The sequence below is a fragment of the Pseudomonas sivasensis genome (genome assembly GCF_013778505.1).
Classification (GTDB): domain Bacteria; phylum Pseudomonadota; class Gammaproteobacteria; order Pseudomonadales; family Pseudomonadaceae; genus Aquipseudomonas; species Aquipseudomonas sivasensis.
In genome coordinates this window covers 124,411-147,042 of record NZ_JAAOWU010000005.1, presented here as the reverse complement: position 1 = coordinate 147,042, position 22,632 = coordinate 124,411, and the positions used below count along the sequence as shown (strand labels likewise).

The 22,632-nt window shown below is 59.1% G+C and carries 20 protein-coding genes; 17 read left to right on the top strand and 3 right to left on the bottom strand.

What is annotated here, in order from left to right; translation table 11 throughout:
* Positions 1 to 31 precede the first annotated feature (31 nt).
* On the bottom strand, positions 32 to 313 hold the full coding sequence (locus G9Q84_RS11505; protein ID WP_005788801.1) for a peptidylprolyl isomerase: 282 nt from the start codon (positions 311 to 313) through the stop codon (positions 32 to 34).
* 89 nt (positions 314 to 402) lie between these two features.
* The gene (locus G9Q84_RS11500) at positions 403 to 897 is read right to left on the bottom strand and encodes a DUF1543 domain-containing protein (RefSeq protein ID WP_032886531.1); all 495 of its coding nucleotides are present in this window, start codon (positions 895 to 897) and stop codon (positions 403 to 405) included.
* Between the two features lie 106 nt (positions 898 to 1,003).
* On the opposite strand from G9Q84_RS11500, the gene G9Q84_RS11495 reads away from it, so the two are divergent.
* Positions 1,004 to 1,825 carry an aldo/keto reductase gene (locus tag G9Q84_RS11495; protein ID WP_181643341.1) on the top strand — a complete coding sequence of 274 codons (822 nt, stop codon included), beginning with the start codon at positions 1,004 to 1,006 and terminating at the stop codon, positions 1,823 to 1,825.
* 53 nt (positions 1,826 to 1,878) lie between these two features.
* Here the strand turns inward: G9Q84_RS11495 and G9Q84_RS11490 are convergent, their stop codons facing one another.
* Entirely contained in the window at positions 1,879 to 2,394 is a 516-nt protein-coding gene (locus G9Q84_RS11490; protein WP_032886529.1) for an Hcp family type VI secretion system effector, read from the bottom strand.
* Between the two features lie 476 nt (positions 2,395 to 2,870).
* Between G9Q84_RS11490 and tssA the strand changes: the two genes are divergently transcribed.
* Genes tssA through G9Q84_RS11415 form a run of 16 tightly spaced genes read left to right on the top strand, consistent with a single transcriptional unit; the run spans position 2,871 to position 22,624 of the window.
* A complete protein-coding gene (gene tssA / locus G9Q84_RS11485) occupies positions 2,871 to 4,418 on the top strand; it encodes a type VI secretion system protein TssA (RefSeq protein WP_181643340.1) in 1,548 nt (515 codons plus the stop codon).
* Between the two features lie 29 nt (positions 4,419 to 4,447).
* Positions 4,448 to 4,945, top strand: coding sequence for a type VI secretion system contractile sheath small subunit (tssB, locus tag G9Q84_RS11480; protein WP_032886528.1), 498 nt, complete (start codon positions 4,448 to 4,450; stop codon positions 4,943 to 4,945).
* Positions 4,946 to 4,973: 28 nt separating this feature from the next.
* Positions 4,974 to 6,449, top strand: a complete 1,476-nt coding sequence (tssC, locus tag G9Q84_RS11475) for a type VI secretion system contractile sheath large subunit (RefSeq protein ID WP_181643339.1) — start codon at positions 4,974 to 4,976, stop codon at positions 6,447 to 6,449.
* A complete protein-coding gene (gene tssE / locus G9Q84_RS11470; RefSeq protein WP_032886526.1) occupies positions 6,446 to 6,865 on the top strand; it encodes a type VI secretion system baseplate subunit TssE in 420 nt (139 codons plus the stop codon). Before tssC ends, tssE begins: the two co-directional genes overlap by 4 nt.
* Positions 6,855 to 8,642 carry a type VI secretion system baseplate subunit TssF gene (gene tssF / locus G9Q84_RS11465; protein ID WP_181643338.1) on the top strand — a complete coding sequence of 596 codons (1,788 nt, stop codon included), beginning with the start codon at positions 6,855 to 6,857 and terminating at the stop codon, positions 8,640 to 8,642. The genes tssE and tssF overlap by 11 nt, the downstream gene beginning before the upstream one ends.
* Positions 8,606 to 9,613 (top strand): type VI secretion system baseplate subunit TssG, encoded by a 1,008-nt coding sequence (tssG, locus tag G9Q84_RS11460; RefSeq protein ID WP_181643337.1) that lies wholly within the window; start codon positions 8,606 to 8,608, stop codon positions 9,611 to 9,613. Before tssF ends, tssG begins: the two co-directional genes overlap by 37 nt.
* 9 nt (positions 9,614 to 9,622) lie before the next feature.
* On the top strand, positions 9,623 to 12,061 hold the full coding sequence (locus G9Q84_RS11455; protein ID WP_181643336.1) for an AAA family ATPase: 2,439 nt from the start codon (positions 9,623 to 9,625) through the stop codon (positions 12,059 to 12,061).
* A complete protein-coding gene (locus G9Q84_RS11450) occupies positions 12,058 to 13,590 on the top strand; it encodes a sigma-54 interaction domain-containing protein (protein ID WP_181643335.1) in 1,533 nt (510 codons plus the stop codon). Before G9Q84_RS11455 ends, G9Q84_RS11450 begins: the two co-directional genes overlap by 4 nt.
* Before the next feature lie 59 nt (positions 13,591 to 13,649).
* Positions 13,650 to 13,781 (top strand): type VI secretion protein, encoded by a 132-nt coding sequence (locus G9Q84_RS29280; protein ID WP_081797692.1) that lies wholly within the window; start codon positions 13,650 to 13,652, stop codon positions 13,779 to 13,781.
* Between the two features lie 16 nt (positions 13,782 to 13,797).
* Positions 13,798 to 14,982 carry a type VI secretion system-associated FHA domain protein TagH gene (tagH, locus tag G9Q84_RS11445; RefSeq protein ID WP_181643424.1) on the top strand — a complete coding sequence of 395 codons (1,185 nt, stop codon included), beginning with the start codon at positions 13,798 to 13,800 and terminating at the stop codon, positions 14,980 to 14,982.
* Between the two features lie 5 nt (positions 14,983 to 14,987).
* Positions 14,988 to 15,464 carry a type VI secretion system lipoprotein TssJ gene (tssJ, locus tag G9Q84_RS11440; protein ID WP_081797696.1) on the top strand — a complete coding sequence of 159 codons (477 nt, stop codon included), beginning with the start codon at positions 14,988 to 14,990 and terminating at the stop codon, positions 15,462 to 15,464.
* A gap of 11 nt (positions 15,465 to 15,475) precedes the next feature.
* Positions 15,476 to 16,804 carry a type VI secretion system baseplate subunit TssK gene (tssK, locus tag G9Q84_RS11435; protein WP_181643334.1) on the top strand — a complete coding sequence of 443 codons (1,329 nt, stop codon included), beginning with the start codon at positions 15,476 to 15,478 and terminating at the stop codon, positions 16,802 to 16,804.
* A gap of 5 nt (positions 16,805 to 16,809) precedes the next feature.
* Positions 16,810 to 17,673, top strand: a complete 864-nt coding sequence (icmH, locus tag G9Q84_RS11430; RefSeq protein WP_181643333.1) for a type IVB secretion system protein IcmH/DotU — start codon at positions 16,810 to 16,812, stop codon at positions 17,671 to 17,673.
* A 15-nt stretch (positions 17,674 to 17,688) separates the two neighbouring features.
* Positions 17,689 to 21,066 carry a type VI secretion system membrane subunit TssM gene (gene tssM, locus G9Q84_RS11425; protein ID WP_181643332.1) on the top strand — a complete coding sequence of 1,126 codons (3,378 nt, stop codon included), beginning with the start codon at positions 17,689 to 17,691 and terminating at the stop codon, positions 21,064 to 21,066.
* Positions 21,063 to 21,785: a PP2C family protein-serine/threonine phosphatase gene (locus G9Q84_RS11420; RefSeq protein ID WP_181643331.1), complete on the top strand. Its 723-nt coding sequence runs from the start codon at positions 21,063 to 21,065 to the stop codon at positions 21,783 to 21,785. The genes tssM and G9Q84_RS11420 overlap by 4 nt, the downstream gene beginning before the upstream one ends.
* Positions 21,782 to 22,624, top strand: a complete 843-nt coding sequence (locus tag G9Q84_RS11415) for a serine/threonine-protein kinase (RefSeq protein WP_181643330.1) — start codon at positions 21,782 to 21,784, stop codon at positions 22,622 to 22,624. The genes G9Q84_RS11420 and G9Q84_RS11415 overlap by 4 nt, the downstream gene beginning before the upstream one ends.
* The last annotated feature ends 8 nt before the right edge of the window (positions 22,625 to 22,632 follow it).

Here is a 22,632-nt window from a genome sequence, read left to right as displayed (position 1 = left end):
GCCGTTGTTTGTAGCATCAGCGTGGACTGGATCAGTCCTGGCGGCTGGTGACTTCCAGCAGGTGGTAGCCGAACTGGGTTTTCACCGGGCCTTGCACGGTGTTGACCGGGGCGCTGAAAACTACGGTGTCGAATTCTTTAACCATTTGGCCTGGACCGAACGAACCCAGGTCGCCGCCTTGACGGCTGGATGGGCAGCTGGAGTTGGCTTTGGCGATTTCTGCGAAATCGGCGCCGCCTTCGATTTGGGCCTTGAGTTCGTTGCACTTGTCTTCAGTGGAAACGAGGATGTGACGGGCGGTGGCTTTGGCCATGGGGAGTAACTCCTTGAGTAAAAAGGGTGAGCGTACCGGATTCAGGCGGTTATTTCCTGGCAAAGTTCCCGGTATTTGATCGGCCGGTCTCAGGGCAGCACGATATAGTCGTTGCGCTGCAGGATTGCCCGGTGTGGTGCCTGGACGAGGTGCAGGTAGCGCCCGTCGACCAGGTCGATGGGCAGGCAGTCATCGATATCCAGCACGCCGTCGGTGTGACCCTGGGACCAATGCCCCAGCATCTGTTGCTTGCCCATGCGGGTGGCTTCCTGTTTGTTGCGCGCGACCACCAGCAGGTAATGATGGGCCTCGCCAAAGGTGTTCGCTTCGTACCCGCCAAGGTTGATGAAGTACAAGTGATGGGCGCCGGCCTGGGGCGCCAGGTGGCTGAGTTCGACCTTCCAGCCGTCGACGCCATCCACGGCCATCCAGGAATCGATATGCACGCCCTTGGGGCTGCCAAACCAACCGTCGCGCAATTGCGGGTAAGTGGCTTCCAGCGTATCCGCAGCGGCGAACACCACATCGTGAACTTCGATTTTCGCCCTGGGGTGCTTGCCCCCGAGCATCACGATAAACAGCATTGCGGGTCTTTCCTCGCGACTTGGCAAAGGGCAACCATACTTCGATTGAACCCTTTTGTCCGACCAATGCCACACTGTTAATCCGCGAACTCATCAGGAGGTTGTCATGCGTACTATTGATCTGGCCGGCGTTCCCGTCCCTGTCATCGGCCAGGGAACCTGGCGCATGGGCGAAAACCCGGACCAGCACCGCGCCGAAGTCGCGGCGTTGCAACTGGGGATCGACGAGGGCATGACCCTGATCGATACCGCCGAAATGTACGGCGAGGGCGGCGCCGAAACGGTGGTTGGCGAAGCTATCCGCGGCAAACGTGACCAGGTGTTCCTCGTGAGCAAAATCTACCCGCACAATGCCAGCCACAAGGGTGTGCCGCGGGCCTGCGAAGCCAGCCTCCAGCGGCTTGGCACTGACTACATCGACCTGTACTTGCTGCACTGGCGTGGCCAATACCCGCTTGAAGAAACCGTTGAAGCCTTCGAGCGTCTGCGCGAAGCCGGCAAAATCGGTCGTTGGGGTGTCTCCAACTTCGACGTGGCAGACCTGCAGGAGCTTGCCTCCCCAGCCTGTGCGACCAATCAGGTGCTCTACAACATCGAAGAGCGCGGCATCGAGTTCGATCTGCTGCCCTGGTGGCAACAACATCACTTGCCCTTGATGGCGTACTGCCCGATCGCGCAAGGCGGTGAGTTACTGTCCAGCGCGACGCTCAAGCAGATCGCCCATCGTCATGAGGTCACACCGGCGCAGGTCGCCCTGGCCTGGGTGTTGCGCCAAGAGGGCGTGATCGCCATTCCCAAGGCTGTGTCGCCGGAGCACGTGCGACTGAACGCAGCCGCCGCCAAACTGGTGCTCGATGAGCATGATCTAGACGCCATCGACCGCGTCTTCGGCGCGCCCAAGCGCAAGCATCCGCTGGCGATGGTCTAACCCGCTGGCAGAAACGGCGCCGTCCCTGGCGCCCGTTCCTGCGCGGGGCCGGGTTAACCGGCTACCGGGCTGCGCCAGTCATCCGACCCGGACGTGCCGGACACTTCGTGGGTCCATACGATCTTGCGATAGGTGAAGTACACGTCCTCCAAGTGTGTGAAGTGGGCATTGCTCGGGTCCTGGCAGTTGGGCATGCGTGATTGGATGTCCACGATGGTTGCCCCTTCCAGTTCGATGGTGAAGTAGTGCTCCTGTGCTCCGGCAGATGTGCTGCGCATCCATTCCAGGCGGCACGTGACCTGCTCACCGCTGGTCAAGGCGCTGAACAGGAGTGGTGATGACTTATCGAAGACCTTACTGATCATCAGCGGTTTGTGAACCCTCTGGCCGGTTGGTTGACCGGACTGTGGGTCCCGCGGAACGACTACTTGGTGGGAAAAGGCCTGGACCAGGATCTGGTCTGCATGGCCCTGCTGATAAGTGTTGCCTACAGAGTCCTGAGTAAATGTGCCTGCCGTAATCAAACCCTGTTTGACGCCGGTGATAGAGAGATACGCGGGTGTTGGCATGACGGGTTTCCTTGCCTGATTGAAAGGTCGTTCACACCGGCGACTGCGCCGGTTGGAGAAATGCCTATAACAAGAAACGTGCCTGAAAGTGTGGGAACCAATAAGTACTTGGTGTCCGTTGAGTGTCTGCGTGGCATGTAGAAAGTTATTGAGGGTTTGGAGGCGGTTTGTCGGGTATTAATTGCGCATAAGTGCGCATTTAATTGCTCATGCCGATAGGGCGCCTGGCAATTGATTTTCGCTGATATTCGATTCGACAGGCTGGTTTTATTGCGCAATATCCAGCATATGCCTTGGTTTACGTCGCCCGTAGGACAAGTCTTAAGTATGTGGTTATTGCTTGCTGAATGTTATTGGCATGGCTAAGGTTTGCGAACTTCGTGGCGAGTCGAGCGAAGCCAAGATGACATTCTGGTGCGAATTTTAAGTTTGCTTAGTTTGTTGTTCGTACCTTGATTAATTGCGTGCGGTCCTAAATGGGATACTCGGATAAACTCTGCGTTCATTATCTTGAACTTGCCAAACTACCCTGTTCGCAAACAAGTTTTGCTGGCGGTGATATACGGTATTCGAGTGAGTATGAAGCCCTGGAGTCTGAACTGGGAAAGATGCAGTCCATTCATGGCGCTGGCCAGCCGGACTGGCAAAAGACTCTGAACATCAGCGAATGCCTGCTGCGTGAGCAGTCCAAAGATCTGCGCGTGGCTGTCTGGCTGACGTGGGCGCTGTACCAGCGCGAATCCTTTGCCGGTCTGCTGGCAGGGCTCGGGTTGCTGCGTCATCTCTGTGAGCATCATTGGTCCACGGTGCACCCACAAAAGCTGCGCACCCGCAGCGCGGCGTTCGGCTGGTTGGTCTTGCGCCTTGAGACACTGCTTGTTCAAAGCCTTTCGCTTCAGGACCAGCAGCCTTTATTCCGAGCGTTGCTGGAACAACTCTCGCGCCTTGATGAGCTCTGGACTGCCAATTTGGGCGAGGGCGCGCCGCTCTTGCTACCGATTCGCAGGCAACTGGACCAGCGGATGGAGCTTGCGGCGCAGGGTCATCCCGCCGTCACAGGGGTGAGTGCCGTGATTGCACACGTCAAACAGGCCACCATCCCGTTGTTGAAAACCGAACTGACGGTCAACAACGAAAAGGACGCGCATAAATTGTTGCGTGCCTTGCAAGAACAAGCCCGTCCGTTGTGTACCTGGTGGTTGCGCCACAACGCTACCGACTTGCGGGCCTTGCACCTGAGCCGAACGCTGGCATGGCTGGCCATCGTCCGCTATCCGGACGCCAACAATGAGCGCGTCACCGCGCTGTACGCGCCGCCCTGCGACACGCTCAAACGCTATCAGGAGCGGTTTTGCCAAGGGCATCACGCCGATCTGCTGGTTGAACTTGAGGCTTGCTTCTCAGGTGCCATGTTCTGGTTCGACGGGCTGCACATGATCTGGCAATGCCTGGAGGCTCAGCAGGCGAAGCAGGCCATGACCGAACTGGAAGTGAGCTTTGCCCTGTTGCTGCAACGCTTGCCGGACTTACCGGCGTTTCGTTTTCACGATGGCGCTCCTTTTGCCAGCAGCAGTACTCGCGACTGGATCGCACTGCATGTTTCCCATCACCTGCAAGCGCCTGAAGTGCCCGGTGTGGTGGCCGATGCCGAGCCCTGGGAGATCGCTTTGCAGGATGTATTGCCTCGGCTGGGCAAAGAGGGACTCAAGGCCGCCGTGCAACAACTCAAGCAAGGCTTGCACGCCGCCCGCAGTGATCGAGCACGCTTTTACTGGCGCCTGGCCCAGGCGCGTTTATGTGTCCACGCGGGCAAGCATGAACTGGCGAAGATCCTGCTCGAACATTTGGATGTCGAGCTGCAACGCTCGGGCCTGGAGCGCTGGGAACCGGAGCTGGCGTTTCAAGTCACCCAACTCTTGCATCGCTGCTGCGACCTGATGCCGCAAAACCATGCCGTGCGCGAGCGCAAGGAAGACACCCACCGCAGGCTGTGCCTCTTCGATCTTGAAGCGGTACTTGAATAGGCTCACGAGCCAAAAAAAGGAGAAATACCATGGCCAAAGAAGGTTCGGTAGCACCCAAGGAACGCATCAATATCACCTTCAAACCCGCCATCGGTGGTGCTCAGGAAGAAGTCGAGCTGCCGTTGAAACTGCTGGTGCTGGGGGACTTCACCCAGCGTGAGGACCTGCGCAAGCTTGAAGATCGCAAACCCATCGCCATCGACAAGAACACCCTTGATGAGGTGCTGGCCAAACAGGCGCTGAGCCTCACGCTGAATGTACCCAATCGTCTCCAGGAGTGCGCCGAAGTTGAAGAACTCGCCATCCAGGTACGCATTAATTCGATGAAGGATTTCAACCCCGCAAACCTGGTGGAGCAGATCCCCGAGTTACACAAGCTGATGGCCCTGCGTGAGGCGTTGATGGCGTTGAAGGGACCGCTGGGCAACACGCCGAGCTTTCGTAAAGCCATCGAACAGGCTCTGGCCGATGACGACTCCCGTGCCCGGGTATTGGCAGAGTTGGGCCTGAACAGCCAAATCGCCTGATATTTCTCAGTAAAAGGACACTGGTGCCATGACGACTCAACACACTCCGATACCTCTACACAGCACTGATGAGTGCAGCATCCTCGACAACATCATCGCTCAGACTCTGTTGAGTGCGGACGACGAGGCCTACGGCATTGCAAAGCGTGGGGTCTCGGCCTTTATCGAAGAACTGATCAAGCCGCAGAACAGCGGTGAACCGGTCAAGAAGCGTCTGGTTGACCGGATGATTGCCGAGATTGACGAAAAGCTCAGTCGGCAAATGGATGAGATTCTTCACCACACAGGTTTCCAGGCGCTGGAGTCCTCCTGGAAAGGCCTGCAGCTGTTGGTCGAACGCACCAACTTTCGAGAAAACATCAAGATCGAACTGCTGAATGTCTCGCGGCAAGACCTGCTGGATGATTTCGAAGACTCGCCAGAGGTGACTCAGTCAGGGCTCTATAAGCATGTCTACAGTGCGGAATACGGTCAGTTCGGCGGCCAGCCGGTGGGCGCGATCATCGCCGACTACTTTCTGTCGCCCAGTGCCCCTGATGTGAAGTTGATGCAATACGCCTCCAGTGTGGCTTGCATGGCCCATGCACCTTTTATCGCTGCCGCCGGGCCGGGTTTTTTCGGCTTGGAAAGCTTCACCGACCTACCTGATCTAAAGGATCTCAGGGACCATTTCGAGGGCCCTCAATTCACCAAATGGCAAAGCTTCCGCCAGAGCGAAGACGCCCGATATATCGGTCTGACTGTGCCGCGTTTCCTGCTGCGCACGCCTTACGATCCCCTTGAATGCCCGGTCAAGACTTTTGCCTACCGAGAAACCGTGGTGAACAGCCACGAACACTACCTATGGGGGAACACCGCCTACACCTTTGCCACACGCTTGACCGACAGTTTCGCGCGGTTTCGTTGGTGCCCTAACATCATCGGTCCGCAAAGCGGCGGCGCAGTGGAAGACTTACCTTTGCATCACTTTCACAGCATGGGCGAAATCGAAACCAAGATTCCCACTGAAGTACTGGTGTCCGACCGCCGCGAATATGAACTGGCACAAGAGGGCTTCATTGCCTTGACGATGCGCAAGGGCAGTGACAATGCCGCGTTTTTCTCCGCCAGTTCGGTACAAAAGCCCAAGAGTTTCGGCATCAGTGCCGAGGGTAAGGAAGCGGAGTTGAATTACCGCCTGGGCACTCAGTTGCCCTACATGATGGTGGTCAATCGTCTGGCCCATTACCTCAAAGTCCTGCAACGGGAGCAACTGGGGTCGTGGAAGGAGCGTACCGACCTTGAGCTGGAGCTCAACAAGTGGATTCGCCAGTACGTCGCAGACCAGGACAACCCCATTGCCGAGGTGCGTGGGCGGCGGCCATTGCGTGCGGCGCGCATCGTGGTCAGTGACGTTGAGGGTGAGCCTGGTTGGTACCGGGTCAGTCTGAGCGTACGACCGCACTTCAAATACATGGGGGCTGACTTCACGCTGTCCCTGGTTGGCAAGCTCGATAAAGAATGAGCAGGGGCCAAGGGGTGACCCGCAACCGAAGTCTGTTTGAGCGACTTGGGTATCCAGCTGAGCATTCAGCCTGTGGCGTGAGGTCTGTCGCAGCTCACCTGGGAAAAATGCTCAGCATCCGCGCGGGCAGTGTGCAGACATTGCCGGACTACGGAATGCCGGACCTCAATGACATGAACCAGAGTCTGCATGAGTCCTTGAGCCAGTCGCGCTTATTGATCGAGCGGTTTATCCGCGCCTACGAACCACGCTTGAAACAAGTCCGCGTGAGGTCGTTACCCCGAGGTCACGACGCTTTGGCCCTGGCGTTTGCCATCGACGCCACGCTCTCTATCGACGGGGTGACGCAACCTGTGGTGTTCACCGCGCGCCTGCGGGATGCGGGACAGGTTGAGGTCTTGCCTGATGTCCTTTAACCAGTATTACCAAAGTGAACTCAGTGCGTTGCGTCTGCTCGGGCGGCGTTTCTCCGAGCGAAATCCCGCGCTGGCGCCCTTTCTAGGGGAGGCTGGCCAGGATCCGGATGTGGAGCGATTGCTGGAAGGTTTTGCCTTTCTCACCGGTCGCTTGCGCCAGAAATTGGATGACGAGTTGCCAGAGCTGACGCACTCGTTGATGCATTTGCTGTGGCCCAACTATATGCGGCCGATACCTGCGTTCAGCATTTTGCAGTTTGACCCGCTGAAGCATACGGGCGTCGGGGTGATGGTCGCACGGAATACGCCAGTCGAAAGCGGTGCGGTGAATGGCGAACGCTGTCGCTTTCGGACCTGTTACGACACCCGCATCCTGCCGTTGCAACTGAGCGCATTGGAGTATTGCGTCCAAGGCGAACAGGCGTTGATGAGCCTGCGCCTCGACATGAGTGCCGGAGGCAATTTCAGCGAATGTGAGTTCGACCAATTACGTCTGCATCTGGCGGGAGATCGCTACATCAGCCAAGGGTTATATCTGAGCCTATTGCGCGAGCTTGAAGGTATCGAGTTACGACCACTGGACTGCGATGGACGAGCTGTGAGCGCGGCTGATGGCAAGCCCCTGTTGATGCGACTCGACGCTGAGCAGGTAAAACCGGTGGGGTTCGCCGAGGAGCATGCGCTGATGCCCTATCCGCACACTACGTTTAGTGGGTATCGCCATTTGCAGGAGTATTTCTCCTTTCCTGAAAAGTATCTGTTCGTCGATGTAAATGGGCTGGATGTGCTGCAGCGGTTGCCCCAGGACCAACTCAAGCAAATCTGCAGCATTCAAGTGTGCTTCACGTTGCGCGTGGGCTGCCAGACCACCGAGTGCCCCACTTTGAGCAACGTGAAGCTGTACTGCACGCCCATCGTCAACCTATTCAAACATGATGCAGTTCCGATACGCCTGGACGGCAAGCAGGACGAGTACCTGCTGATTCCTGGAGAGTACGCGCGGGAAAATGCTTGTGTGTTTTCCGTAGATAAGGTCATGGGTTGGCGCCCTGGCGGGTTGGGGTATCAAGCGTACGTCCCGTTTGAAACCTTCGAGCATGATGGCGATATCGACGCTTCGGCGCCCCCCACCAGCTACAGCATTCGGCAGCGCGCGTCGGCGCACCACACAGGGCTCGATACTTGGCTGACGTTTGGAAATGGGCAGGTGCATGCCCAGGAAACGCTGTCGATCGAGCTGACATGTACCAATCACAACCTGCCTCGGCAATTACAGGCAGGTGACATCAATCAACCCTGTGAGCAGACGCCGGAGGGGTTGTCGTTTCGCAATATCTGCGCGCCGACCACGAGTTTTGCGCCGCCCCTTGACCAGGATTTTCTCTGGCGACTGATCAGCAACATGTCGCTCAACTATTTGTCACTGACCGATATCAACGCGTTCAAAGTGCTCCTGCAAACCTACGACGTGCCGCGTTACCACGACCGGCACGCGCAAAAGGTCAGCCAGAGAAGGTTAGGTGCGTTGCGATCCATCAGTCATAGGCCGGTCGATCGTTTGTACCGCGGAATGCCATTTCGTGGCTTGCAGATTGACCTGAGCATTGATTTCGAAGGCTTCCTCGGGAGGGGCGAAGCGTTTGTGTTCGCCTCGGTGCTGAACGAGTTCTTCGCGCTTTACGCAAGCCTCAATGCCTACCACGAACTACGTGTCATCAGCACACAAGGAGATGTGTACCTATGGCCACCCCGGATGGGGCAGCAGCCCCTGCTTTGAAGGAACTGTGCAGTGCGATCCGCGAATATTCGCTGTTCCAGGCGATTTTGCAGGTGATCAAGCGCCTGCGCGACGCCCATCCCTTGCTGGATGACGACGCGCTCTATGACAGGTTGGAGTTTCAGGCCAACCCAGGTCTTGGTTTTCCCGGTCACGACATCGACCGGGTGGAGTTTTTTGTTGAACACGGTCAATTGCGTGCGCGTCTTCGCCTCAACGTTCTGGGGCTGTGTGGCGCTGGGTCGCCCTTGCCGGCGTTTTACGGCGAGCAGGCGTTTGCCGATGAGGCGAGTGGACACGCCACTCGCGATTTTCTGGACCTGTTTCACCATCGGCTGCAACGGCTGATGCTGCCTATCTGGCGCAAATACCGTTACCAGGTGAGCTTCCAGGCGCAGGCCCGTGACGCGTTTTCCGAGCAGATGTTTGCGTTGATTGGGTTGAAGGGCCGGCAGCTGCGCACTGCAGCGCAGTTGGACTGCAAGCGGCTGTTGCCCTACCTGGGTCTGCTTAGTCTGCGGGCGCATTCGGCGGCGGTAATCGAGACAGTGCTGCGTTACTACTTCAAGCACGACCGCGTGTTTATTGAGCAGTGGGTCGAACGCTCGGTGGTCATTACTCCCGCGCAGTTGAACCAGTTGGGTGTTGCCAACAGCGTGCTGGGCACCGACCAGGTTTTGGGAGACCGGGTCGCCGACTGCAGTGGCAAGTTCAGGGTGCATGTACAGGGCCTGGATTGGCAGCAGTTCCATGGTTTTTTGCCTACGGGTGCGGACTATCCGCTGCTGTGTGCGTTGGTACGACTGACCGCTCGCGACCCGCTGGATTACGACCTGCGCCTGGTGCTGGACAAGGAGTCCATCAGGCCGTTGCACGTGGGTGAATACAACTTCTGCAGGCTGGGTTGGACCAGTTGGCTGGCACACGAATGCGCCGACGGTGTGGTCATCGTGGCCAACAACGCTCACTAGGGGCTCTTGATGATGAATGTAGACCTGCAACAACTTATCCGGACGTTGACGCCTGCGGTCCGCCAAGACTTGGAGCGCTCGGCTGAGCGTTGTGTGGCGCGTGGTGGCAGGGAAGTGCTTGTAGAAGACTTGCTATTGGCCCAGCTGGAACATCGCGATGGCCTTTTAATGAGAGCCTTGGCCGACGCGGGGATCGAAGCACAGACGCTGCAAGCAACGCTGCAGCCCAAGGGGGAGGGAAGTGCTTCACGTAACCCGGTGTTTGCCCAAGCCCTCGTGCAATGGTTGCAGCAGGCATTGTTGGTTGCTCATCTGGAGTTGCGCCAAACCGAAGTGGACCACGGCGCGCTGTTACTGGCGCTGTTGCATCACCCGTTGCAACACGCAGGCAGTCGCTATTACGCGTTGTTGAGCCGTTTGGATACACAGCGCGTACAGGGCTTCGTGCTGAGCCAGCGCCCGGACATCATCCCCGCCGCAAGCGACGAGTCATGGCTGGCACGTTTCACCCATGACCTGACACGCCAGGCGCGCGAAGGGCGTATCGACCCGGTGCTGTGTCGTGATGGCGAGATTCGTCAGTTGATCGACATCCTCATGCGTCGACGCAAAAACAATCCGATCCTTGTGGGGGAGGCAGGGGTAGGCAAGACCGCTGTTGTCGAAGGTCTTGCGTTGCGCATCGCCAGTTCACAAGTACCGGAGCCGCTCCAGAATGTGCGGGTGCTGACCCTGGACATGGGTTTGCTGCAAGCGGGTGCCAGCATCAAGGGCGAATTCGAACGACGGCTCAAGGGCGTGATCGACGAAGTCAATGCGTCGCCCCAACCGGTGATTCTGTTTATCGATGAAGCGCACACCTTGGTGGGCGCGGGCGCTCAGTCGGGAGCCGGCGACGCAGCCAACCTGCTCAAGCCAGCCCTGGCCCGGGGCGAATTGCGCACCCTGGCGGCCACTACTTGGTCCGAATACAAGAAGTACTTCGAAAAAGATCCTGCCCTGGCGCGGCGTTTCCAGCCTGTGCTGGTCGGTGAGCCCAGCGTGGAGCAGGCGATTTCGATCCTGCGTGGTCTGGTTCCGGCGTATGAAGCCAGCCATGGGGTGTACATCCGTGACGATGCGGTCGTGGCGGCGGCGCAAATGAGCGCACGCTACCTGGCTGGGCGTCAGCTGCCCGACAAGGCCGTGGATGTGCTGGACACCGCCTGTGCCCGTGCGCGCATCAGTCAGGTAACGATGCCCGAGGCATTAGAGCGTTTATGCACCGAACAGGCTGAAGGCTCGCGGCAACGGGACGCGCTGAGTCGAGACAGAGACGCGGGGCTTGCGGTGGATGAGCAGGCTGTGCACGCATTGAACCTGCGATTGGCGGCTATCGAGAGTGAGCGTCAACGTTTGGAACAGCACTGGTTCGAACAACGGGTGCTGGCGGACCAGGTGCACGTTTGCCCGCGACGGGTGGCACAGGTTATCGGCGCATGGACGGGTATTCCCGTTGAGCAGTTGTCCCTTGAACACAGTGAATCGGTGCTGGGGGTTGCCGATGCTCTGCGCTCGCGCATTCTCGGCCAGGAACCCGCCATACAGGCGCTCGACCGCAACTTGCGTGCCGTGGCGGCCGGGCTGAACAAGGCCGAAGCGCCGGTCGGTGTATTTTTGTTGGTCGGCCCAAGTGGCGTGGGCAAAACCGAAACGGCCTTGGCGCTGGGTGATTTGCTGTATGGCGGCGAGCGTTTTGTCACCACCCTCAACATGTCGGAATTTCAGGAAAAACATGCCCTGTCCCGGCTGATTGGCGCACCACCCGGTTATGTCGGGTATGGCGAGGGGGGTGTGTTGACCGAGGCTGTGCGTCAGCGACCCTATTCGGTGGTATTGCTCGACGAAGTCGAAAAGGCCGACCCTGAAGTGTTGAACCTGTTCTATCAGATCTTCGACAAGGGGCTGGCCAATGATGGAGAGGGCCGGGAAATCGATTTTCGCAATACGCTGATCCTGATGACCTCCAACCTGGGCAGCGAGTGCATCGTCGACTTATGCGCTGGAGGTCTGCGGCCTGACACCCAGGTGCTGCAAGACGCAATCCGCCCCGCGTTGCGCGACTACTTCAAACCGGCACTGCTCGCCCGGATGCGGGTCGTGCCTTATTACCCGGTTGTGGGTGCGGTGCTGCATGACCTGGCCAGAGTCAAGCTGGACCGTCTTGGGCGAAGGTTGCAGTCGCGCAAGTTGGCATTGAGCTATACGACAGAGCTCGTCACTCACATGGCCGAGCGATGCACCCATAGCGACAGCGGTGCGCGGTACATCGATCACTGGATCGAGATTCATCTGTTGCCGCAGATAGTCGATCGGCTTTTGGGGGCGATGGCCATGGGTGAGTCCCTATCGCTGGTGCATGCCAGTCTGGATGGTGACGGGCAGCCGATCTGCGAGTTCAGCCTATGACCAACAGTGGGTTTGCCCAGCTACCCGAGCCGCTGGCCTATGCCGAGTCGTTATTGGCCTGGTTCACCCGAATGGGTATCGACAGTGACGAGTCAACGTTGCCAGACCTGTGTGTTGCAGCGGCAGCGCAACTGAGTCAATGCGAACTCAGCCAGTTGTACGGGTGTGACGAGAGCACAGGTCGACTCGATCTGATCGCCCAGCATTTGCCCGGCGCGCTGCCCCCGGGCGACCTCGCTTGCGGTCCCGACTTTCAGCATCAGCAACTGTTGCATTACGTCCTCAGTCGTTGCTGTTCCCTGAGCCTGGAGAACCTGGAAGACAGCGTGTATGAGAGCGGGTTTTTACCGGCGACAACAGTGCCGTGGCGCTCACTGGTATGCGTTCCGCTGGTCGGTCGCCACAACGCGGTCGCGGGTCTATTGCTGTGCGCCAGCCGGCAGCCGAGGTGGCTGCAGAACTACGGCCCGTCGTTAAGTCAATTGGGTAGCTTCGCCTTGAGTCAACGGGCTTTGTTGCGACGGGGGCGTCCTGCGAACATCGCTTCCCAGGCCAAAGGCTGCGCACCCACCGCTCGTGTCACCTATGGGCTGACCGGCAACAGCACAGCCATGGACGAAACCTACCGTCTGATCGGTAAGGTGCTGAATGCTCCCTACACAGTGCTTCTGCGCGGGGAGACCGGAACCGGAAAAGAAGTGGTGGCCCGGGCCATCCATACCTCTGGGCCGCGCGGTAGCAAAGCATTTGTGGTGCAGAACTGTGCGGCGTTTCCCGAGGGGCTGCTGGAAAGCGAGCTGTTCGGCTATCGCAAAGGCGCCTTTACAGGTGCGGAACGTAACCACGTCGGGCTATTTGACGCCGCCAATGGCGGCACATTGCTCTTGGACGAAATCGGCGATATGCCCTTGTCGCTCCAGGCCAAGCTGCTACGGGTGCTGCAGGAAGGCGAGGTCCGACCGCTGGGAGCCTGTGCGGCCCATAAGGTCGATGTGCGGATTATCGCTGCGACCCATCGCGACCTCAGTGCAATGGTGGCCGACGGTACGTTTCGCGAGGACTTGTATTACCGACTGGCGCAGTTCCCGATCGAATTACCGGCCTTGCGTGAGCGGGACGGCGATGTGTTGCTGTTGGCGCGACAGTTCGCCCAATCGGCCTGTTCGGCACTGGGTCGCACATTGGTGCAATGGTCTGCTGCCGCCTTGGATCAACTGTCGTGCCACGCTTTTCCCGGCAATGTTCGTGAGCTCAAATGCCTGGTGGAACGCGCGGTGCTGCTCTGTGACGACGGAGTGGTGCTGCCGGAGCACCTATCGCTGTCGTCCGCGTCGAGCGCTACTCCCGTTGACGCAACATTGCGCCAGCGCCTGGAGCAGGTTGAACGGGCATTCCTGATCGACTGCCTGCACAAGAATCGTGGCAATCGGACCCGCACAGCACGTGAATTGGGTGTCGCTCGCCGCACGCTGCTCTACCGCCTTACACGCTTGAAAATCCCTGTTGGCGACGTTCGAGGGGGAGGCTGATTCATGCACATACAGACCTCACTCTTAGTGGCCAGCCTTACTTTCATTGGAGATACCTGATGCCTCTTCGTACGTGGAAAGCCTTGGGGCTTGTCCTGTGTTTGTTGAGCGGCTGCAACGCCAATTACGTTTTTGATGATGCTGACTACCGTCCGCTGGGTGATCCCCAGGCGACCCGTCGCAGCGATTGAACAGGGAAGCCTTGCCATGCAATTAGTGTTTGAGGTGTGTAATGCCGAAAGCGGTGAGCCTGCTTGCGTCAAAACATTTGATGGCGTAGGCGGCGTGATCGGCCGCGGGGCGGGTTGTGACTGGGTCATTCCCGACGCCAGTCGGTTGCTTTCCAGTCATCACGGTCTGGTCAGTTACCGGGAGGGGCAGTATTTCTTGACGGATATCAGCAGTAACGGCATTGGCGTGTCGGGCAGTACGGAACGTTTGGGCAAGGGGCAAGCACGACTGATCAGCGAGGGCGATGTCTACCAATTGGGCGCGGTGCAAATCCGTGCGCGGGTGATGGCCCGGGGGGCACAAATTGGCCAGCAGCCGTTGTTCCGCACCGACAGGATTCCTGACGATGCCTTTTTGGTGCTGGACCCCTTGCATGCGCTGGATTGTGAAGCACTGTATGGCGATTTAACCGAGGGGCTGGAGGTGTCAAAGCCCTTGGCCGAGCAAGCGAACGGTGCACTTTTTCACGGCGCCGTCGAGCAGGATCACTTGATCGTGCCCAGATGGAGTGGGCCATTGGCGGATGAGGTCTTGACTCCAGCAGAGCAGGTTGCTGCACCCGCCCGTGACCCCTTCTGGTCCCAATTCGCCGAGGCTTTGGGCATGCAGCTGGATGCGCTCGATCCACCGGCGTGCGAGGCCGTCGCGCTGAAGGTGGCGGGTCTTTTCAGGCAAACCATCGAAGGTCTGCAGCAGAGTCTGCGGACTCGCGATGAGTTGAACGCAGAGTTGGATCTGGGCCGGACCTCGCCTGCGCTCAAGCGCTACAACCCCTTGAATGAGTGCGCCGATACCCAGTCAGCCTTGACCGCACTGTTGGGCCCCGGCGAGTTGGGGCAGTTACCTGCTGAGGTAGCAGTCGCCCAGGCGTTCCGGGATATGCAAGTCCACCAACTGGCCTTGGTCGTTGCCTGCCGTGCCGCAATGCGCGGCGCGGTTGCGGCATTTGCACCCAGCCATCTGTTGCTGTGCTTCGAGCGCCAGAGCACACCGGCCAGGTTCTCAACGGATGGATCTCATTGGCGGGCTTACCAACGCCATTACCGGAGCCTGATCAATGAGCAAACCTCGGGCGAACATCTGTTGCGTAACGAGTTTTCCAACGCCTACGAAGAGCAGGTGCGCCTGGTCGCTACTTTGCACACGACTTATCCGGGATGACCTTCATGTATCGAGCCACCGTTGTATCAATACTGATCGCACTGAGCCTGCTGGCCGGTTGCGCCAGCCTGTCACCCTTTTCGACCCTGACCAAGGTGGACCTGACGTTGACGGCAAGTGAAGGCGTCAATCCCGATCTTCATGGCCGTCCTTCTCCTGTCGTCGTGCGCCTGCTTGAGCTGCGACACCCCGTAGCGTTTGAACATGCTGACTTCTTCACCCTCTATAACCGCGCCGCGCAGGCGTTGCCCAAGGACTGGGTCAACGGCGAGGAGTTGGAGCTGCGCCCCGGTGAGCAACTGGCGTTCAAGCTCAGTGTTGAGCCACAGAGCCGTTATGTCGGGGTGCTGGCTGCCTATCGGGACCTTCCCCATGTGCAATGGCGGCTGGTGCTGCCCGTAGCCCAGCAACGATTGACGCGTGTTGAGCTGATGCTCGACGAGTCCGGGGTTCGCGTCGTTACCCCTCAAGCCCCAAGGTAGGAGGATCAGAGATGCAGGTTCATAAAGTCGTCTGGCAGGAGGGCATGCTGCTTCGCCCGCAACACTTGCAGCACAACGACCGCTACTACCGCGAGCAGCTCAACCGCACCCGCTTGCTGGGAATTGATGGCTGGGGGTTCCTGACCCTTGACGTCGATGTGCAATACCTCAATTTGGGCAAAGTGGTCGTCAACCAGGCCAGCGGTGTATTTCCCGATGGCAGCTTTTTCGAGCTGAACAACGCAATGGAACCACTGGTGTTGCAGGTCCCTGCCAACACCAGTGGGCAGGCTGTGTATCTGGCGTTGCCATTGGCCATTGGCAATCAAGTCGAGGTGCGCCAACGAGAGCAAAGCGATGTGTTGGCTCGCTACGTCAGTTGCGCAGCGCAGATCAGCGATTCCAATGCCGGTGTTGAGTCCCGTTGCCAGATCAACTGCGCACACCCGGATCTAAGATTGCTGTTAGGCGAGCAACCCGCTGACGCGCTGCATGTGAAACTGCAGGTCGCCCAAGTGCTGGACTCGACGCGCGAGGGAGGTGCGCGGCTGGACGCGGATTTTGTACCGACGTTTATCTATCTGCAAAGCTCAGGCTATGTCTCGTCATGCCTCAAGGAGGTCATCAGTCTGCTCACCACCCGAGGCGATGCGATTGCCGAGAGGATCAGGGGCGGGGGCGGATCGGAGGGCGCTCAGATTGGCGACTTTCTCATGCTGCAATTGATCAACCGTACCGAGTTGGTGTTGCGCCACTTTTTGAGTCAGGGCCAAGTGCGTCCGGAGGCTCTGTACCGGGTGTTGCTGTCGATGCTGGGCGAGTTGTCCACGTTCTCCACCGATAACAAGCGCCCCACGGTGGAAAGTCGTTACAAGCATGGTGAGCAGGGGGCGAGTTTTCGCGGGTTGATGGACGGCATTCGTGCAGTGCTGTCGTTGGTGCTGGAGCAACACGCCATCGAGTTGCCATTGGAGCAGCGGCAGTATGGGGTGCTGGTGTGCCCGGTGAGTGACCTCAAATTGCTGGGCAGCGCGACCTTCATTTTGGCTGCAACGGCCCAGTGCGACTCCGAAGAACTGCGCCACCGCCTGCCGGCACACCTGAAAATCGGCTCCGTGGAGCGCATCCGCGAGCTGGTCAACCTGCACCTCGCCGGTATCAAGGTCAAGCCACTGCCGGTGGCGCCTCGACAGATTCCGTTCCATGCCGGCAAGACCTATTTCATGCTCGAACTCAGTGCCCGAGACATCGCGCAGTTGGAGCAATCGGGTGGTTTTGCCTTCCACGCCAGCGGCGAGTTCGCCGGGCTCGAACTCAACTTCTGGGCCATCAGGAACTGAATGCCATGACGATGGACAGCGAATACCCGCAGGACGAGAAAACCGTTCTGCTTGACCTTGACGGTCGCGCTCCCGCCCAGGCGACGGTGACGGACTTCCCATCACCTCCGCGCTTTGAGCAGTTGGAGGACCGGATGATCTACACCGCCGGTCTGCAAGGAGCACAGAGCTTTAATATCGGCCCCAACGCCCTAGTGGCCGCCGCCTGGGAACTCTTTTCGCAGGTCGTCCAGCTCAAGGGCAGCACCGGCCGGGAAAGCTTACAGACCCTCAACGATCGATTGTCGTCGGGGATTACCGCGTTTGAAACGCATGCCTTGCACCAGGGCGTAGAGGCTTCCCAGGTCATGTCGGCGCGCTATGTGCTGTGCAGTGTTATAGACGAGGCGGTGGTCACTACGGCGTGGGGCAGTCGAAGTGACTGGTCGAAGACCAGCCTGCTGAGCCGCTTTCACAACGAAACCTTCGGTGGCGAAAAGTTTTTCCGGCTACTGGAGCGCTTATCCCGCGACCCCGTCAAGCACCTGGCGTTGCTGGAGCTGATGTACCTGTGCCTGTCACTGGGTTTCGAAGGTAAATACCGCATCATGGAGCGAGGAGGGATGCAGCTGGAAACGGTACGAGATGGTTTGTACCGACAAATCAGGCATGTGCGTGGTGAGCGCCCGCTGATGTCTTCTCCCGCTCCCTTGAGACGGGCACCTGGAGCACGGCTGCGCATAATTTCCGTCACCGGGTTCGTCGTCTTCACCCTCGGCTGTGTGCTGGCTATGTACTTGGCGTTTGCATGGGCATTGGCTAATGAACGCATGACAGTGCTGCAACCCTTTCAAATGTTGGCGCCGGATCAGACACGGTCGCCCTTGTAACGCTGGGAGTAATGAATGAACGCATTCTTCATGGGCGTGGGCACAGTGCTGCGCAAAAGTTGGGTCTGGAGCCTGTTGATCGTGTTGTGCAGCGCGCTGCTCGTATGGTTTTTTGGGCCGTTGCTGGCGGTGGATGATCACCGGTTCTGGCAAGGCGCTCCGGCTCGGCTGTTGACCATCAGTGGATTGTTCCTGCTGTGGGGGCTGGCGATGGTCATGGTGGGTGGGCGCCGTTCCGCACGACTTAACCAGCCTGCACACCAGGAGCGTCATGAGCGCCTGGGGTTGATCGAGGACGAGCAGAAGCAGGTAAGAGGGCGCTTCAAGGAGGCGTTGCACACGCTGAAAACTTCGCGTCGCTACGGTGAACGCAGTGAGCGTTGGCGTAGCGACTTGCCGTGGTATCTGTTGATCGGGCAGCAGGGCAGTGGCAAGACTCGCCTGTTGGCTGCCTGCGGATCGCACTTTGCGCTCGATCGAGGCGAGGGGATTAAAACCCCTGGCGCGACCCAGTATTTTGATTGGTATCTGGCCGACGAAGCCGTACTCGTCGAGAGTGCGGGGCGCTACCTGGCTCAACCGGATAGCGCCGTCGACGGGGCAGGGTGGTCGACGTTTCTAGGCCTGCTCAAAGTCCGGCGCAGGGCACGTCCGCTCAATGGCGTGATCGTGACCCTGTCGGTGGAGACGCTGCTTGGCAGCAATGAGCGCGATCTGGACTTGCATGCGCGAAACGTACATACGCGGTTGCAGGACATCCAGCAGACGCTGCATGCGGATGTGCCGATTTACTTGGTGTTGACCCACGCGGACCGACTGCCAGGCTTTGTGGAATTCTTTGATGCGGCACAGGGCGACAGTGCCGACTCTCTGCTGGGAGAGCGTTTGGTGACAGGCCCGGCCGGTGCAGACATTACCCAGGTCCGTGAAGCGTTCGAGGCGTTGCTGCAACGCCTCGCCGCAGAGTTGATCCCGCGTTTGCACCAGGAGCGAAACGCAGAGCGTCGCGGCCAGATGCTCGACTTTCCGCGGCAGGTCGCGCAAATCGGTGAGCGTTTGTGCCTGTTTGTGGAGTCTGCGTTCTCTGCCCACCGCTTCCAGCGTATTAACGGTTTGCGCGGGTTTTACCTGACGTGTGCGCAGACGGCTGACAGACGTTCCCACTTTGTACAGGGCCTGTTCAACCGGGTGATTGTTGCCGAGGCCAATCTTGCGGGACTGCATACTCCAGAGCGACAGCGTATCCGTCGACATCAAGGGTTGCTGGCGTTGGCGGCTTCCCTGGCTATTCTCGGCGCGGGAGGGCTGTGGGCCTACAGCTATTCGGTCAACCACCAACGCTTGATTCAACTGGCTCAACTGAGCAAACCACAGCCGTCCGCCGTGCCAGGGTTGGACGTTACCCTGGCGCGGCTGCCGCTGTTAGATGCTCGCTTGGCCGCTACTCAGGTATTTCCCGCGTTGGCGGACGCTCGATTGGTCGAGCGCGGTGGGTTGTATCAAGGGGAGTTGAGTCGGCCGCTGCTGGTCAGTGCCTATGAAGATTCACTGCGTGAGCAGTTGCTGCCTCTGGTCTCCTCAATGCTGGAAGAACAGGTGCGAGCCAGTCTTGGCGACCGCGAGGAACTGCTGGATAGCCTGCGGGCATACCTGATGCTCAGTCTGCGTGAGCGTCGCGATAACGGCTGGCTGGCGCAGCGTGTAGCCGGTCATTGGTTGGTGCGTTATGCCGGTGATGCTGCGACGCAGAATCGGTTGAATGAACACCTTGCACGATTACTGGGGCTGTCGTTCGAGACGTCCTCGGACGTTGAACTGGTTGCCGAGGCTCGCCAGGAGTTGCGTGGTGAATCCTTGGCAGGCGTGGTCTACCGGGTGCTGCGTGACCAGGCGCGAAGTCTCGAGCCTCTTCGCCTGGCCGAGGGACGGGGTTTTGTCACTGCCGAGCAGCCCATACCCGGCTTCTACACCAAACGGTATGTGCAGTATTTTGAAAGGCAAGGCCCGCGCCTGGTTAACTCCATCGCTCAGGATAATTGGGTCATCGGGGAGGGCGCAGATCTGAGTGCACTGGATTTGCGGCGTTTGATGCTGGAGTTGGAGCAGCGCTATTTCAGTGAGTACGCTGATACGTGGAGTGAGGCCCTTGGCCAAGTTCGTCTGCAGGGAAGTAACAGCCTGAGGCAGCATGCGGACGGGCTTGCCAGCCTGGCGTCAGCGCAGTCGCCGTTGGTGCAACTGTTGCAACAGGTTCGGGAAAATACGCGCTTGCTCTCGGCCACTGATCGCGTTGAGGCCGTTACCCAACAGGTCGTGGATGTGGAGACTTCCGCTTCCAGTGTGTTGCTCAGCCAACTGCAGGGGCAGGCTGCACCTGACTCTGCCCGACGCGCGCTGCAGCGTCGGTTCGAACCTCTGCATCAATTGCTGGATGCGGAACAAAACCCCGGCGTTGAGCTGACGCAGGCTTTGCGGCTGCTCGATGGATGGCATCTGCAACTGGCGGCCCTGAACCGCGAAGGCGTGCCGGAGCAGGCGGTATTTACGATGGTCAGGCAGCGTATGGAAGGGCAACAGCCGTTGTTGGGTAGCCTGCGTGATGCTGCTGCGCGCTTGCCGCTGCCGCTCAAAGGCTGGTTTGAAGGCATTGCCGATGACAGCTGGCGACTACTGCTCGACGATGCCTATGTGTATATCAATCAGCGCTACCAAAGTGAGGTCTATGGCTTTTACGCCAAGGCGATCCAGCATCGGTATCCGTTCGATGCCACTGCCACCAGTGATGTCGCCCTTGGCGATTTCCAGGCGTTTTTCAAACCCCAGGGCGCCATGGCGAGCTTTTATGAAAGCTACCTGCGCTCCTTTGTCAGTGCCGAGGGCAGTCGCTATCGCCTACGGGGACTCGATGGCCGTAGCCTGGGGCTGTCGCGCTCACTGTTGGACCAACTGACCAGAGCCCAGATGATCCGCCAGGGCTTCTTCACTGAAGATCAGGGGGACTGGGCGGTGCGGTTCACGCTGGCTCCCTATAGCCTTGATCAGGCAGTCAGCCGTGCCGTCTTGAGCATTGGGGATCAACACCTTGAATACCGTCATGGTCCGATTGTGCCTATGGCGTTCCAGTGGCCGGGCGAGACGGATAATGGCCGTAGCAGCCTGGTACTGGAAAGGGGTGTGCAGCGGCCGTTGGGGATTGAAAAAAACGCGGGCCCCTGGTCGTTGTTTCGATTTTTCGAGCTGATGCAAAGTGAGCCAGCGATTGGTCAGGGCGCACAGCTGATCAAGGCCGAACTCGATGGCATGCGCGCCAACTTCCTGCTCAGCAGTCAGCGCAGTCTCGGTCCGTTCCAAATGGCGAACTGGCGCACATTCCGCTTGCCGGAGCAACTGTGAACCAGGCACATACCGCGGGATACAGTGCTGGGCGAACGGCCCGGGGCAAGGCGCGTTTGCGCAACGAGGACGCGTTTCTCGACTGCCCCCAGCGGGGGTGTTGGGCAGTAGCCGACGGTATGGGTGGTCATCAGGCTGGGGATGTGGCCAGCCGCTGGGTAATCAGCAGCCTGGCTTCGTTACCTGATCAGGGCAGCTTTGACGAACGGGTCGAGGCCGTGCGGCGGTGTTTGCGATCGCTCGACAGTGAAATGGGGCAAGCAATAAAGCAAGCCGCCGAGGGCATCATGGGCAGCACCGTGGTGGTGCTACTGCGCGAGGGCAATCGCGCCGCGTGCATTTGGGTCGGGGATAGCCGTTGCTATCTGTGGCGGGGACAGCGGTTGTACCAACTGTCGCGGGACCACTCGCTGTGGCAGCACTTGATGGACAAGCAGCAGTTGAGCCTGGAGCAGGCCCAGGCCCATCCGGATGCCAAGGCGTTGACCCGTGCCATTGGCGGCCGACAGCCACTGAGCCTGGCAGTGCTGGAACTCAGTATCGAGCCGGGGGATGTATTTTTGTTGTGCAGCGATGGTTTGTATCAGGGACTCAGCCACGGCGAACTGGGCAGTGCCCTGAGTGTGGGGACACCCTTGCAGGTCGTGGATCGCTTATTTACCAACGTGATGCGAGGGGCCGCGCGGGATGACCTGACGGCCGTGGTGGTTCAGCCATGAGTGCAGTCACCGGCCCGCCGAACCTGCTTGCAGGACGCTATCACCTCGAACGCGAATTGGGCACAGGCGGGATGGGCGTGGTTTACCGCGCCCGTGATCTGCTGCACGAGGCGTTCGGCGAGCCCAACGCATGGGTGGCGCTGAAGCTGCTGGGCGATACGCTCGCCGAATCCCCCGACGGCCATGTATTGCTGTACAGCGAGTTCGCCCTGACCCGAAGCCTGCGCCACGATCATGTGGTCAGAACGTTTTCCTTCGAGGTTGACACCCCGCGCCAGGTTGCATTCTTCACCATGGAGTTGCTCACCGGTATGACCCTGGACCGGCTGCTCAAGGAGTGCCCTGATGGATTGCCTTGGAGGGAGCTGAAACCCATCGCAATGCAACTCTTGGATGCGCTGGCGTATGCCCACCAGCAGGGCGTTCTGCATGGCGATGTGAAGCCCGCCAATATCATGGTGGGCGAGCAGGGTGTGCAGTTGTTTGATTTTGGTTTGGGGCATGGCGAGGCACAGCAGGCTGCAGGTTTGCCTGGCTTGAGTCGCAGCCGCTTAAACGCCTGGACGCCGGCGTATGCGGCACCGGAATTGCTGGCGGGCGGGCGCCTGTCTCCCAGGGCCGATCTGTATGGCGCGGCCTGTGTGATCTATGAACTCGCCCAGGGAAACCGCCCCGGCAAGGGGCAGTTGAATAAGCCATTGCCGAGGCCACGACAACTGCCCCGCCAGTGCTGGTCCGCGTTGCGTTGTGCGTTGGAGGTGGACCCTGAACGACGCACTCTTTCGGCCGAAGAATTGTGCGAAGCGATAAATGGACGGCGACGCCACTGGTTGTTTTAGTGGGCGTA

Bases quoted from the DNA above. Each gene is read 5' to 3' on its own strand.
- icmH (WP_181643333.1), top strand. From the start codon at position 16,810: ATGACGATGGACAGCGAATACCCGCAGGACGAGAAAACCGTTCTGCTT.
- tssB (WP_032886528.1), top strand. From the start codon at position 4,448: ATGGCCAAAGAAGGTTCGGTAGCACCCAAGGAACGCATCAATATCACC.
- G9Q84_RS11455 (WP_181643336.1), top strand. From the start codon at position 9,623: ATGATGAATGTAGACCTGCAACAACTTATCCGGACGTTGACGCCTGCG.
- G9Q84_RS11505 (WP_005788801.1), bottom strand. From the start codon at position 313: ATGGCCAAAGCCACCGCCCGTCACATCCTCGTTTCCACTGAAGACAAG.
- G9Q84_RS11500 (WP_032886531.1), bottom strand. From the start codon at position 897: ATGCTGTTTATCGTGATGCTCGGGGGCAAGCACCCCAGGGCGAAAATC.
- G9Q84_RS11495 (WP_181643341.1), top strand. From the start codon at position 1,004: ATGCGTACTATTGATCTGGCCGGCGTTCCCGTCCCTGTCATCGGCCAG.
- tssC (WP_181643339.1), top strand. From the start codon at position 4,974: ATGACGACTCAACACACTCCGATACCTCTACACAGCACTGATGAGTGC.
- tssK (WP_181643334.1), top strand. From the start codon at position 15,476: ATGCAGGTTCATAAAGTCGTCTGGCAGGAGGGCATGCTGCTTCGCCCG.
- tssA (WP_181643340.1), top strand. From the start codon at position 2,871: ATGGGATACTCGGATAAACTCTGCGTTCATTATCTTGAACTTGCCAAA.
- G9Q84_RS11490 (WP_032886529.1), bottom strand. From the start codon at position 2,394: ATGCCAACACCCGCGTATCTCTCTATCACCGGCGTCAAACAGGGTTTG.
- tssM (WP_181643332.1), top strand. From the start codon at position 17,689: ATGAACGCATTCTTCATGGGCGTGGGCACAGTGCTGCGCAAAAGTTGG.
- tssF (WP_181643338.1), top strand. From the start codon at position 6,855: ATGTCCTTTAACCAGTATTACCAAAGTGAACTCAGTGCGTTGCGTCTG.
- tssE (WP_032886526.1), top strand. From the start codon at position 6,446: ATGAGCAGGGGCCAAGGGGTGACCCGCAACCGAAGTCTGTTTGAGCGA.
- G9Q84_RS29280 (WP_081797692.1), top strand. From the start codon at position 13,650: ATGCCTCTTCGTACGTGGAAAGCCTTGGGGCTTGTCCTGTGTTTGTTG.
- G9Q84_RS11450 (WP_181643335.1), top strand. From the start codon at position 12,058: ATGACCAACAGTGGGTTTGCCCAGCTACCCGAGCCGCTGGCCTATGCC.
- G9Q84_RS11415 (WP_181643330.1), top strand. From the start codon at position 21,782: ATGAGTGCAGTCACCGGCCCGCCGAACCTGCTTGCAGGACGCTATCAC.
- tssJ (WP_081797696.1), top strand. From the start codon at position 14,988: ATGTATCGAGCCACCGTTGTATCAATACTGATCGCACTGAGCCTGCTG.
- tagH (WP_181643424.1), top strand. From the start codon at position 13,798: ATGCAATTAGTGTTTGAGGTGTGTAATGCCGAAAGCGGTGAGCCTGCT.
- tssG (WP_181643337.1), top strand. From the start codon at position 8,606: ATGGCCACCCCGGATGGGGCAGCAGCCCCTGCTTTGAAGGAACTGTGC.